Source organism: Roseateles violae (assembly GCF_030410485.1).
In the GTDB taxonomy this organism is placed as follows: Bacteria; Pseudomonadota; Gammaproteobacteria; order Burkholderiales; family Burkholderiaceae_C; genus Roseateles_D; species Roseateles_D violae.
This window is the reverse complement of record NZ_JAUHHC010000001.1, coordinates 345,184-357,527: the sequence shown is the minus strand read 5'-3', so window position 1 is coordinate 357,527 and position 12,344 is coordinate 345,184. Positions and strand designations below refer to the sequence as shown.

11 protein-coding genes are annotated in these 12,344 nt (G+C 67.2%); 8 read left to right on the top strand and 3 right to left on the bottom strand.

The window, feature by feature from the left end; genetic code table 11:
- The first annotated feature begins 31 nt into the window (after positions 1 to 31).
- Together mrdA and rodA are read left to right on the top strand one after the other, a co-directional pair.
- Complete coding sequence (gene mrdA / locus QWJ38_RS01515; RefSeq protein ID WP_290357270.1) at positions 32 to 2,053, top strand: penicillin-binding protein 2; 2,022 nt, start codon at positions 32 to 34, stop codon at positions 2,051 to 2,053.
- Positions 2,050 to 3,201, top strand: coding sequence for a rod shape-determining protein RodA (gene rodA / locus QWJ38_RS01510; RefSeq protein WP_290357269.1), 1,152 nt, complete (start codon positions 2,050 to 2,052; stop codon positions 3,199 to 3,201). The genes mrdA and rodA overlap by 4 nt, the downstream gene beginning before the upstream one ends.
- 62 nt (positions 3,202 to 3,263) lie before the next feature.
- Here rodA and QWJ38_RS01505 read toward each other — a convergent pair whose 3' ends face one another.
- Positions 3,264 to 4,772 (bottom strand): sensor histidine kinase, encoded by a 1,509-nt coding sequence (locus QWJ38_RS01505; RefSeq protein ID WP_290357268.1) that lies wholly within the window; start codon positions 4,770 to 4,772, stop codon positions 3,264 to 3,266.
- 63 nt (positions 4,773 to 4,835) lie between these two features.
- On the bottom strand, positions 4,836 to 5,507 hold the full coding sequence (locus QWJ38_RS01500; RefSeq protein WP_290357267.1) for a response regulator: 672 nt from the start codon (positions 5,505 to 5,507) through the stop codon (positions 4,836 to 4,838).
- 223 nt (positions 5,508 to 5,730) lie between these two features.
- On the opposite strand from QWJ38_RS01500, the gene recA reads away from it, so the two are divergent.
- Together recA and recX are read left to right on the top strand one after the other, a co-directional pair.
- Positions 5,731 to 6,774: a recombinase RecA gene (recA, locus tag QWJ38_RS01495; protein WP_290357266.1), complete on the top strand. Its 1,044-nt coding sequence runs from the start codon at positions 5,731 to 5,733 to the stop codon at positions 6,772 to 6,774.
- Positions 6,775 to 6,846: 72 nt separating this feature from the next.
- Entirely contained in the window at positions 6,847 to 7,362 is a 516-nt protein-coding gene (gene recX / locus QWJ38_RS01490) for a recombination regulator RecX (protein WP_290357265.1), read from the top strand.
- A gap of 58 nt (positions 7,363 to 7,420) precedes the next feature.
- Here recX and QWJ38_RS01485 read toward each other — a convergent pair whose 3' ends face one another.
- Entirely contained in the window at positions 7,421 to 8,350 is a 930-nt protein-coding gene (locus QWJ38_RS01485; RefSeq protein WP_290357264.1) for a hypothetical protein, read from the bottom strand.
- Between the two features lie 359 nt (positions 8,351 to 8,709).
- On the opposite strand from QWJ38_RS01485, the gene QWJ38_RS01480 reads away from it, so the two are divergent.
- The 4 genes from QWJ38_RS01480 (at position 8,710) to QWJ38_RS01465 (ending at position 12,281) form a co-directional block, all read left to right on the top strand.
- Positions 8,710 to 9,306 carry a DUF2889 domain-containing protein gene (locus QWJ38_RS01480; protein WP_290357263.1) on the top strand — a complete coding sequence of 199 codons (597 nt, stop codon included), beginning with the start codon at positions 8,710 to 8,712 and terminating at the stop codon, positions 9,304 to 9,306.
- 25 nt (positions 9,307 to 9,331) lie between these two features.
- Positions 9,332 to 10,492: an ADP-forming succinate--CoA ligase subunit beta gene (gene sucC / locus QWJ38_RS01475; protein WP_290357262.1), complete on the top strand. Its 1,161-nt coding sequence runs from the start codon at positions 9,332 to 9,334 to the stop codon at positions 10,490 to 10,492.
- Positions 10,493 to 10,512: 20 nt separating this feature from the next.
- Entirely contained in the window at positions 10,513 to 11,409 is an 897-nt protein-coding gene (gene sucD, locus QWJ38_RS01470; RefSeq protein WP_290357261.1) for a succinate--CoA ligase subunit alpha, read from the top strand.
- A gap of 167 nt (positions 11,410 to 11,576) precedes the next feature.
- The gene (locus QWJ38_RS01465) at positions 11,577 to 12,281 is read left to right on the top strand and encodes a TerC family protein (RefSeq protein WP_290357260.1); all 705 of its coding nucleotides are present in this window, start codon (positions 11,577 to 11,579) and stop codon (positions 12,279 to 12,281) included.
- Positions 12,282 to 12,344 lie beyond the last annotated feature (63 nt).

The window sequence follows — 12,344 nt, the reverse complement described above, 5'->3', positions numbered from 1 at the left end:
CGGTCCGCAAATTCCACACGCGCGCGAAGCCATGGTCGTCCTGAAGAACCTCAAGCAGGAGCTGTCGCGCTTCCGCCTGCGCCTGCTCGCGGCGGCGGCCTTCGTGCTGTTCTGCTTCGGCCTGCTGCTGGCGCGGCTGGTCTTCCTGCAGGTGCTGCAGCACGACAGCCTGTCCGATCGCGCCGAGGCGAACCGCGTCACCGTCGTGCCCATCGTGCCGAATCGCGGCCTGATCAAGGACCGCAACGGCATCGTGCTGGCCAGCAACTACTCGGCCTACACGCTGGAGATCACGCCCGCCAAGGTCGCCGACCTCGATGCGACCATCGACCAGCTGGCCCAGGTGATCGAGATCCAGCAGCGCGACCGCCGTCGCTTCAAGCGCCTGATGGAAGAAAGCAAGAACTTCGAGTCGCTGCCGATCCGCACCAAGCTGAGCGACACCGAGGTCGCGCGCTTCACCGCGCAGCGCTTCCGCTTTCCGGGTGTCGACATCAAGGCGCGGCTGTTCCGCAACTATCCCTTCGGCGAGGTCGGCAGCCATCTGATCGGCTATATCGGCCGCATCAACCAGGCCGAGAAGAAGGCGATGGACGACTGGGAGGAAGAGGACCTCGCCAACTACCGCGGCACCGAGTACATCGGCAAGCTGGGCCTGGAGCAGAGCTACGAGCATGAGCTGCACGGCATCACCGGCTTCGAGCAGGTCGAGACCAGCGCGGCCGGCCGCGCGGTGCGGCGCCTCGCGCACCGGCCGCCGACGCCCGGCAATACCTTGCATCTGTCGATCGACATCCGGCTGCAGGCCCTGGTCGAGCAGCTGTTCGGCGAGCGTCGCGGCGCGCTGGTGGCGATCGATCCGCGCAGCGGCGAGGTGCTGGCCTTCGTCTCCAAGCCGACCTTCGACCCCAATCTGTTCGTCGACGGCATCGACGCCGACAGCTGGCGCGATCTGAACGAGAACATCGACAAGCCGCTGCTGAATCGCGCGCTGCGCGGCACCTACCCGCCCGGCTCGACCTTCAAGCCCTTCATGGCGATGGCGGCGCTGAATTCGGGCAAGCGCGACCCGCGCCTGGTGATCCAGGACAACCTGACCTTCAGCTTCGGCGGCCGCGTCTTCGGCAGTCCCGAGGTCGACCGGCCCGGCCCCAAGGACATGCGCCTGGCCATCGTCAGCTCCTCAAACGTCTATTTCTACAGCCTCGCCAACGAGATGGGCGTGGACCTGATCCACGACGAGCTGGAGCCCTTCGGCTTCGGCCGCAAGACCGAGATCGATCTGCAGGGCGAGGTGACCGGCGACCTGCCCTCGACCGAATGGAAGCGCCGCAAGTTCCGCCGCCCCGAGCAGCAGAAATGGTATGCCGGTGAGACCATCTCGCTGGGCATCGGCCAGGGCTACAACAACTTCACCATGCTGCAGATCGCCACCGCCGTGTCCACGCTGTCGACCGGCGGCCTGCGCTTCAAGCCGCGCCTGGTGCGCGAGATCGAGGACGTGGTCAAGCATGAGCAGCGCCGCGTCGCCAGCGATGCGCTGTCGCCGCTGCCGCTGCGGCCGGCCGACGTCGACGTGATCCGCAATGCCATGCATGGCGTGACCCTGGAAGGCACCTCGCGGACGGTGTTCGCCGGTGCCGGCTACACCAGCGGCGGCAAGACCGGCACCGCCCAGGCCATCGGCCTGAAGGCCGGCGAGAAATACAGCAGCATCAAGGCCGACGAGCGCAAGCGCGATCATTCGCTCTATGTCGCCTTCGCGCCGGCCGAGGCGCCGACGATCGCGCTGGCGCTGATCGTCGAGAACGCCGGCTTCGGTTCCACCTCGGCCGCACCGATCGCGCGCCGCGTGTTCGACTACATGCTGATGGGCCAGTACCCGAGCGAGGAAGACATCGCGCTGACCCAGCAGGGCAAGAGCGGGCCGCCGGTCGGCACGCCGCGCCGCGCGATCGAGGTGCCGCTGCCGGGGCAGCCGGCGGCCGCGTCGGCGCCGGCTTCGGGGGCGGCATCGGCCGCCGCCGCGGTGGCCTCGGGAGCATCGCGATGACCGTCATTGACAAACCGAGCCTCTTGCAGCGGATCAAGCCCTGGTTCCAGGGCTTCGACCTGCCGCTGCTGTTCGCGATCCTCTGGCTGATGGGCCTGGGCCTCCTGTGCATGTATTCGGCCGGCTACGACCATGGCACGCGCTTCGTCGACCATGGCCGCAATATGCTCCTGTCGCTGGCCATCATCTTCATCGTCGCCCAGGTGCCGCCGCAGCGCCTGATGGCGCTGGCGATTCCGCTCTACGCGGCCGGCGTGGCGCTGCTGGTCGCGACCGCGCTGTTCGGCATCACCAAGAAGGGCGCGACGCGCTGGCTCAATGTCGGCATCGTGATCCAGCCCTCGGAGCTCTTGAAGATCGCGATGCCGCTGATGCTGGCCTGGTGGTTCCAGAAGCGCGAGGGCGTGCTGCGCCTGCCCGACTTCTTCGCCGCCTTTGCCCTGCTGGCGATCCCGGTGGGCCTGGTCGCCAAGCAGCCGGACCTGGGCACGGCCATCCTGGTCGCCTCGGCCGGGTTGTACGTGATCTTCTTTGCCGGGCTGTCCTGGCGGCTGATCATTCCGGCCTTTGTTGTGGGTGCGATCGCCATCACCGCCCTGGTGATGAGCGAGGAGGCGATCTGCCAGCCGGAGGTCAAATGGCCGGTGCTGCGCGAATACCAGAAGAACCGCGTCTGCACGCTGCTGGACCCGACCAAGGACCCGCTGGGCAAGGGCTTCCACATTATCCAGGGCGAGATCGCGATCGGCTCCGGCGGCGTCACCGGCAAGGGCTTCATGAAGGGCACGCAGACGCATCTGGAGTTCATCCCCGAGCGCACCACCGACTTCATCTTCGCCGCATTCGGCGAGGAGTTCGGCCTGGCCGGCGCGCTGGCCCTGCTGGCCGGCTTCAGCGCGCTGATCCTGCGCGGGCTGATGATCGCCTCGGACGCGCCGGCGCTGTTCTCGCGCCTGCTGGCCGGGGCGGTGACGCTGTCCTTCTTCACCTATGTCTTCGTCAATATGGGCATGGTCAGCGGCATCCTGCCGGTGGTCGGCGTGCCGCTGCCCTTCATCAGCTATGGCGGCACGGCGATGGTGACCCTGGGCATCGGCCTGGGAATGCTGATGTCGATCTCGAAGAGCCGCCGCTTGATTCAGTCTTGAAATGAAACGCCCCGGGCCGGCCGGGGCTGGTCCCGCGCGCCCGCTACTGCGCGGCTGAGTCCTCACTTGTCCGCGGGATGCGCGTGAAAGCGAATGGTGAAGCGTGCGCCGGGCCCTTGGCCGTCCGCTTCGGCCAGGCCGGGGCGGCGCTGGCGGGCATCGTCGAGCGTGATCTCGGCCTCGTGCTGGTGGGCGATCTCGCGCACGATGGCCAGGCCCAGGCCGGAACCGTCGGTATTGGTGCCCAAGGCGCGGTAGAAGGGCTGGAACACCTTGTCGCGCTCGCTCTCCGGAATGCCCGGGCCCGAGTCCTCGACCTGCAAGACGCTGACCTGGCCGAACGGGTCTTCGACGACGCGCACCGTCACCGTGCCGCGCGGCGGCGTGTACAGCAGCGCGTTGTCGACCAGATTGCGGATCAGCTCGCGGATCAGCAGCGGATGGCCCAGCACGCGCAGGGTGCTGTGCTCGGCATCGGGGCCCTCGTAGCCGAGGTCCAGCGACTTGTCGAAGGCGCGCGGTACGAAGTCGCGCACCGTCTCCATCGCGATGCGCGCGATATTGACCTCGCTGCGCCGCGCCGCGTGTTCCTTGTCCTCGGCGCGCGCCATCGCCAAGAGCTGGTTGACCATATGGGCGGCGCGCTGGCTCGAGAGCGCGATCTGCTGCAGCGAGCGCTTCAGCTCGGCCGGCTGGCTGCGCCCCTCGTCGATCTCTCGCTGGGCGAATTCGGCCTGGGTGCGCAAGCCGGCCAGCGGTGTTTTCAGCTGATGCGCGGCGTCGGCAAGGAAATGCTTTTGCGCGCCGATCGACTGGTCGAGCCGGCCCAGCAGATCGTTGATCGCGCGCACCAGCGGGGCGACCTCGTCGGGGATGCGGCGCTCGTCGATCGGCGACAGGTCCGAGCTGTCGCGCGAGCGGATGCGGCGCTGCAACTCGTTCAGCGGCGCGATGCCGCGCGCCAGCGCCAACCAGACCAGCAGCACGGCCAGCGGCAGGATCACGAACTGCGGCAGGATCACGCCCTTGATGATCTCGTTGGTCAGGCGCGCGCGCTTGCCCAGGGTCTCGGCCACCTGCACCAGCATCAGCTTGCTGCTGCCGGCCTGGCCATTGATCTGGTTCTCGGGTGCCACCCACAGATAGGCCACGCGCACCCGCTCGTTGCCGACCTCGTCGTCGCGGTAGCGCAGCTCCCAGGGCACGATGGCGGCGCTGTCCTCGTCGCTGCTGGGCACCGGCAATTGCGCGTCGCCGCTGAGCAGTTCGCCGCGCAGGCCCAGCACCTGGTAGAACACCGTGTCGGTCTCGTCGGCGCGCAAGAGCGCCGCCGCCTCCGGCGCCAGCGCATAGCGGTTCTTCGCGCTGCGCCCGACCGGCGCCTCGGCGGCCACCTGCAGGCCCAGGCTGCGCGCCATCTCGCCGAGCTCGCGGTCGTAGGGGCGGTTGGCGATGCCCTGCGCCACCAGCCAGGTCAGCGCGACGCTGATCGGCCAGATCAGCAGCAGCGGCGCCAGCATCCAGTCGAGGATTTCGCCGAACAGCGAGCGGTTTCCGGCATTTGTGCTCATTGGCGCGCAGGATAACGCCCGGCCCGTCAGCGGCGCCGATGGCAGACCACTCCAGGCTCGCGCTCAGCCGGGGATTTTTTCCAGGCAATAGCCGAGGCCGCGCACGGTGGCGATGCGGATCGGGCCCTGCTCGATCTTCTTGCGCAGCCGGTGGATGTAAACCTCGATCGCGTTGTTGCTGACCTCTTCGCCCCATTCGCACAGGCGCTCGACCAGCTGATCCTTGCTGACCAGGCGGCCGGCGCGCTGCAAGAGCACCTCCAGCAGCGACAGCTCGCGCGCCGACAGCTCGATCATCTGCTCGTTGATATAGGCGACGCGGCCGGTGGCGTCGAAGCTCAAGGGCCCATGCTTGATGATGCTGGAGGCGGTGCCCAGGCCGCGGCGCGTCAATGCGCGCACGCGTGCCTCCAGCTCCTGCAGCGAGAAGGGCTTGGCCATGTAATCGTCGGCGCCTAGGTCCAGGCCCTTGACCCGCTGCTCGACGCTGTCGGCGGCCGTCAGGATCAGCACCGGCACGGCCGAGCCGCGCGCGCGCAGCTTGCGCAGCACCTCGTGGCCATGCAGCTTGGGCAGGCCCAGGTCGAGGATCACCAGATCGAACTCATGCGAGGCCAGCGCGGCATCGGCCTCGGTGCCGGTGCCGACTTGGTCGACCGCATAGCCGGAGGCCCGCAGCGAGCGCAACAGCCCGTCGGCCAGCACTTGGTCGTCTTCAGCAATGAGGATGCGCATGGGCCTATCTCCGAAATCGTCGTTCTTGTGCTGATTCTAAGAAGCAGCGCCGCCCCGCTTTTTCGATGCTGGCTCATCTGGTGAGCTAGCGACCCCCTACGATGAAGTCACACGCAGCAGGAATCCGGCCTCGGCAGGACTTGTCAAATGCACAATCGCCAAATACTGTACAAACATACAGATTGCGCGATAATCCGCCCCAGCCCTTTCAGGAGAACGACATATGGACGCCCCCGTCAAAGCCCTCAATACCGAAAAAGCCAAGGCCCTGCAGGCCGCCCTCGCCCAGATCGAAAAGCAGTTCGGCAAGGGTTCCATCATGCGCCTGGGCGAGGGCGAGGTGATCGAGGACATCCAGGTCGTCTCGACGGGCTCGCTGGGCCTGGACATCGCGCTGGGCGTCGGCGGCCTGCCGCGCGGCCGCGTGGTCGAGATCTACGGCCCGGAATCCTCGGGCAAGACGACGCTGACCTTGCAGGTGATCGCCGAGATGCAGAAGCTGCAGGGCACCTGCGCCTTCATCGATGCCGAGCATGCGCTGGACATCCAGTACGCGCAGAAGCTGGGCGTCAACCTGCAGGAGTTGCTGATCAGCCAGCCCGACACCGGCGAGCAGGCGCTCGAGATCGTCGACGCCCTGGTGCGCTCCGGCTCGGTCGACCTGATCGTCGTCGACTCGGTCGCCGCGCTGACACCGAAGGCCGAGCTGGAAGGCGAGATGGGCGACGCGCTGCCCGGCCTGCAGGCCCGATTGATGAGCCAGGCGCTGCGCAAACTGACCGCGACGATCAAGAAGACCAACTGCATGGTCATCTTCATCAACCAGATCCGCATGAAGATCGGCGTGATGTTCGGCAGCCCCGAGACGACGACCGGCGGCAATGCCTTGAAGTTCTACGCCTCGGTGCGCCTGGACATCCGCCGCATCGGCTCGATCAAGAAGGGCGAGGAGGTAATCGGCTCCGAGACCAAGGTCAAGGTCGTCAAGAACAAGGTTTCGCCGCCGTTCAAGACCGCCGAGTTCGACATCCTTTATGGCGAAGGCATCAGCCGCGAGGGCGAGATCATCGACATGGGCGTCGTCGCCAAGGTGGTCGAGAAGTCCGGCTCCTGGTACGCCTATGCCGGCGAGAAGATCGGTCAGGGCAAGGACAATGCGCGCGAGTTCCTGCGCGAGAACCCCGATATCGCTCAGGAGATCGAGAACAAGATCCGCGAATCGCTGGGCGTGCCGCTGCTGGGCAGCGACGGCGAGGCCGCCGAGTAAGCGGGCGGCGGCCTCGGTCGGCCCAACGCCGGCTGGCCGTGCCGCGCATCCGGCCGGATCGGTGGAGCATCAATGAAGCCGCTGTCGCTGAAGGCGCGTGCGATCGCGTTGCTGTCCCAGCGCGAGCACAGCCGTGCTGAACTGCGGCGCAAGCTGTGGCGCATCGCCCAGGCCGCGCCGGACGCGGGCGACGGCGATCCCGATGCCGCGGCCGAGCAGGCGTCGGCGGAGGTCGATGCGCTGCTGGACTGGCTGCAGACCCAGGGCTATCTCAGCGAGGCGCGCTTCGTCGAGTCGCGCCTGCATGCCCGCACGCAGCGCTACGGCAGCCTGCGCATCCGGCAGGAGTTGGCTCAGCATGGGCTGGCGCTGGACGAACGGCAGCAGGCCGAGCTGGGTGTGACGGAATTCGAGCGGGCGCGGCTGGTCTGGCGGCGCAAGTTCGGTGTCGGCCCATCGGCCTCGGTGGAAGGCCAGGCCATGGACCCGGCGCAACGGGCCAAGCAGATCCGTTTTCTGACGGTGCGTGGTTTCGCGCCGGAGATCGTGCGCCGGGTTTTGCGTGCCGCAGACGGCAGTAACGATTGAGGTGCGCCGCCGGGCCGCTGCTGGCGGCCGTCTGGCCGAGTCCGCCGGTGAGGCCGGCTCAGCCCGCGACCGAGCAGCTGCCCTTCTTGCCCTGGCGCAGATGCGGGTCGAAGGACTTCGCGTGCAGCTTGTTGCCGGCGCTGTCGATGACGATGAATTCGACCGCCAGCGCGGCCAGCGGACGCGGCGCGCCCTTCATCGCGACGCCGCGGGGGAAGCAGGTCGACGCGCCGGTCGCACGCAGCTGGACCTCCAGCAACTGGCTTGTCGCGGCCTTATCCTTCAGCAGGCGCTCGGCTAGCACCGTGTCCGGCGTGGGGATGCGGTAGAGCTCGACCGGGGCCTTCAGGCCGGGGCTGAGTTGCTGCACGCGCAGGTTCAGCAGCTGGATCGCACCGCTCGTGCCATGGTCCAGCGTGCCGAAGCGCAGCGCCGCATGTCCATAGTTGGGTTCGACCAGGCCGGCGTCGTTGAGCAACTCGCCATCCAGGTATTCATAGGACAGGAAACCCTGGCCGTTCAGCGGCAGGAAGTAGCGATCGGCGCTCAGCACGCGGGCGGCATAGCCGTCCACCAGGCTGACCAGCTGCTGGAAGTCGCGGGCGCGCTGGAAGGCGTTGCCAGCCAGCAGCAGGTTCTGCCAGGCCTTGCCGATCGCCTGGGCGTCCGGCGAGAGCTGGCTGGCGGTCGGACTGGCCAGCGGGTTGATGCCCAGCAGGCCGGTCGGGCCGCCGGCCTTCAGATAGTTGCGGATCTTCTGGCGGCTGGACCAGCTCGCGTCGCCGCGCGCATGGTGCAGGATCGCCAGCGCGATCGGGTCGAGAACGATGGCGCCCGGGCCGCCGAAATTCGCGGCCGAGATGGTGGCCGGGGTGCCGGCCGACGTCGCGGCATCGGTGCTTTGTGCATGGCACAGCGTCGTCAGCAGACCTCCGCCCGCGGCCAGCAGCAGCGCGCGGCGGCTGGGCTGGGGCAGGTCCGTGGACACAGCGCGAGCAGCGGCTTGCGGAGGGCGGTTGGCGTCGATTGTCACGATGATGGGCCTCAATATTCTGAGCGCATAACGGCGCTCTCGCTGTGCTCCGCGGGTGGCAACCCTCGGCTTGTGCGAACTTGTAACGGGTGCGAATGATAGCGCCCCCGGCTCGGCAAGCCGCTGCGCGATGGCGGCCAGGAGCCCGGCATGCGCAATAGTTGGCGCGCCGAAATCGCCCCGCCAGGCAGGCCGGGCGGGTGGGGCGAAAGCCTTGACGCGGCGCAGCATGCTACATTGCCGGCTGCGCCAAGCCCCTGCCTGCCGGCTTCAGTCCCCGCGGGCTTCGTTGGCGCGACCGTCGTTTTCCAGCCATGTCCTCGTCCAGCCCCTCCGAACAGCGCCGTTTGCTGCATCGCCGCATCCTCGATGTGCAGGTCTATGCGCGTGATGACGGCTTGTTCGATGTCGAGGCCGAGCTGGTCGACACCAAGGCCCGCGACCTGATGCTGGCCGGCGAACTGCGCAAGGCCGGCGAGCCGGTGCACGACATGCTGCTGCGACTGGTCGTCGACGCGCAGCTGAACATCCGCCAAGCCGGCTCGCAGACCCGCTGGATGCCCTATCCGGGAAGCTGTGACGAGCATGGCGACGCCTACGCGCGCCTGGTCGGCCTAAACCTGATGAAGGGCTTCCGCCTTGGCGTCAAGGAACGCCTCGGCGGCGTCAAGGGTTGCACCCATCTGACCGAGCTTTGCCAGGTCTTGCCGACGGCCGTGATCCAGGCCTTTGCCGGCATCGTCATCGACACCCGCGAAGGCGACGGCTCGGGCCAGCCGCCGTTCCAGCTCGACCGCTGCCATGCCTTGCGCAGTGACGGGCCGGTCGTGCAGACCCATTACCCCCGCTGGTACCGCAAGCCGGAGGCCGACCCGGCCGCCGCTGCGCTGCCCGCCTCTTCCTCATCCTGACCTTTTCCAAAAGAGCGAGACCCTTATGAAGATTCACGAGTACCAGGGCAAGGAAATCCTGCGCCAGTTCGGCGTGCCGGTGCCGCGCGGCATTCCCGCGTTCACCGTGCAAGAAGCGGTCGAGGCCGCGCAGAAGCTGGGCGGCCCGGTCTGGGTCGTGAAGGCGCAGATCCATGCCGGCGGCCGCGGCAAGGGCGGCGGCGTCAAGCTCGGCAAGAGCCTGGACGATGTGAAGTCGCTGTCCGAGCAGATCCTCGGCATGCAGCTGGTCACGCACCAGACCGGCCCCGAAGGCCAGAAGGTCCGCCGCCTGTACATCGAGGAAGGCGCCGACATCAAGAACGAGCTCTACGTCTCGCTGGTCACCGACCGCGGCACGCAGAAGGTCGCCTTCATCGCCTCGAGCGAGGGCGGCATGGACATCGAGGAGGTCGCCCACTCGACCCCCGAGAAGATCATCACCGAGATGATCGACCCGCTGACCGGCCTGACGGCCGAGCAGAGCAAGAAGATCGCCACGGCCATAGGCCTGACCGGCGCTTCGGTGGACCAGGCCGTCGACCTGTTCGCCAAGCTCTACAAGTGCTATATGGACACCGACGCCTCGCTGGTCGAGATCAACCCGCTGAACTGCGACAGCAAGGGCAATCTGATCGCGCTGGACGCAAAGTTCAACTTCGACGCCAACGCGCTGTTCCGCCACCCGGAGATCGTTGCCTACCGTGACCTCGACGAAGAGGATCCGGCCGAGGTCGAGGCCTCGAAGTTCGACCTGGCCTATATCTCGCTGGACGGCAATATCGGCTGCCTGGTGAACGGTGCCGGCCTGGCCATGGCCACGATGGACACGATCAAGCTGTTCGGCGGCGAGCCGGCCAACTTCCTCGACGTCGGCGGCGGCGCCACCGCCGAGAAGGTCACCGAGGCCTTCAAGATCATGCTGAAGAACAAGTCGGTCAAGGGCATCCTGGTCAACATCTTCGGCGGCATCATGAAGTGCGACACCATCGCCGAGGGCGTGATCACCGCCTGCAAGGCGGTCAACCTGTCCGTGCCGCTGGTCGTGCGCATGAAGGGCACCAACGAAGAGCTGGGCAAGAAGATGCTGGCCGACTCGGGTCTGCCGATCATCGCCGCCGACACCATGGCCGAAGCGGCCACGAAGATCGTCGCCGCCGTCAAGTAAGCCCTGCAAGGAAAGAAATCATGTCGATCTACATCAACAAGGACACCAAGGTCATCACCCAGGGCATCACGGGCAAGACCGGTCAATTCCACACCCTGGGCTGCCAGGCCTATGCGAACGGCAAGAACGCCTTCGTCGCGGGCGTGAACCCGAAGAAGGCGGGCGAGAAGTTCTCCGAAATCCCCATCTACGCAACCGTCAAGGAAGCCGCCTCGCAGACCGGCGCCACCGTGTCGGTGATCTATGTGCCGCCGGCCGGTGCCGCCGCCGCGATCTGGGAGGCCGTCGAGGCCGACCTGGACCTGGCGATCTGCATCACCGAAGGCATCCCGGTCCGTGACATGCTGGAAGTGCGCAACAAGATGAAGGCCAAGGAAGCCGCCGGTGGCAAGCGCACCCTGCTGCTGGGCCCCAACTGCCCCGGCCTGATCACGCCCGACGAGATCAAGATCGGCATCATGCCCGGCCACATCCATCGCAAGGGCCGCATCGGCGTGGTCTCGCGCTCTGGCACGCTGACCTATGAGGCGGTGGCCCAGCTGACCGAGATCGGCCTCGGCCAGAGCTCGGCCGTCGGCATCGGCGGCGACCCGATCAACGGCCTCAAGCACATCGACGTGATGAAGGCCTTCAACGACGATCCGGACACCGACGCCGTGATCATGATCGGCGAGATCGGCGGCCCGGACGAGGCCGAGGCGGCCCGCTGGTGCAAGGCCAATATGAAGAAGCCCATCGTCGGCTTCATCGCCGGCGTCACCGCCCCTCCGGGCAAGCGCATGGGCCATGCCGGCGCGCTGATCTCGGGCGGCGCCGACACCGCCGACGCCAAGCTGGCCATCATGGAAGAGTGCGGCTTCACCGTGACCCGCAACCCGTCCGAGATGGGCAAGCTGCTGAAGGCGCTGCTGAAGTAAGCCTTCGAGGCGCTTCCCCCGTCGAACAAGCCGCCTGCGGGCGGCTTGTTTCATTCGATGCGTAATACCCCGCACGGCCGCGGGTGTCGGCAGCGGCGACACTTGGGCCTCCCCATTGCTGCACGCTGCCTGGCCCGTCGCCCGGGCGGTTTCGAGGATTCATCACCATGGATTTCACATCGGCCTCTTTCTGGATCGCCCTGCTGAAGATCATCTGGGTCAATGTGCTGCTGTCCGGCGACAACGCGGTCGTGATCGCGCTGGCCGCCCGCAGCCTGCCGGCTCACCAGCAGGGCAAGGCCGTCTGGGCCGGCAGCGGTGCCGCCATCGTGCTGCGCGTGATCCTGACCCTGTTCGCCGTCACGCTGCTGCAGTTCCCCTATCTGAAGCTGGTCGGCTCGGCCCTGCTGCTGTGGATCGGCGTGCAGCTGCTGGTCGGCGACGATGGCGACGGCGAGGTCAAGGCGAGCGCCTCGCTGTGGTCGGCGGTGCGCACGATCCTGATCGCCGATCTGGTGATGAGCCTGGACAATGTGATTGCCGTCGCGGCCGCCGCCAACACGGCGCCGGAAGCCTCGCGCACGGTGCTGCTGGTCATCGGCCTGGGTCTGTCGATCCCGCTGATCATCTTCGGCAGCACCCTGCTGCTGAAGCTGATGCAGCGCTTCCCGGCCATCATCACCTTCGGCGCCGCGCTACTGGGCTTTGTCTCCGGCGAGATGGCGGTCGAGGATCTGGCCATCCACGACTGGTTCGAGGCCCATATGCACGGCATGAAGCTACCGGTCGCCTTTGCCTGCGCGCTGGGCGTCGTGCTGGTCGGCACCTGGATGGGGCGCCGCCAGCAGCGCCTGGCCAAGGCCGAGGAGTAAGGGTCAGGACCGGGGCGCAGGACGCGCACCGCCGGAGCCCCCGCGGGCTTAAGATCGCAGACC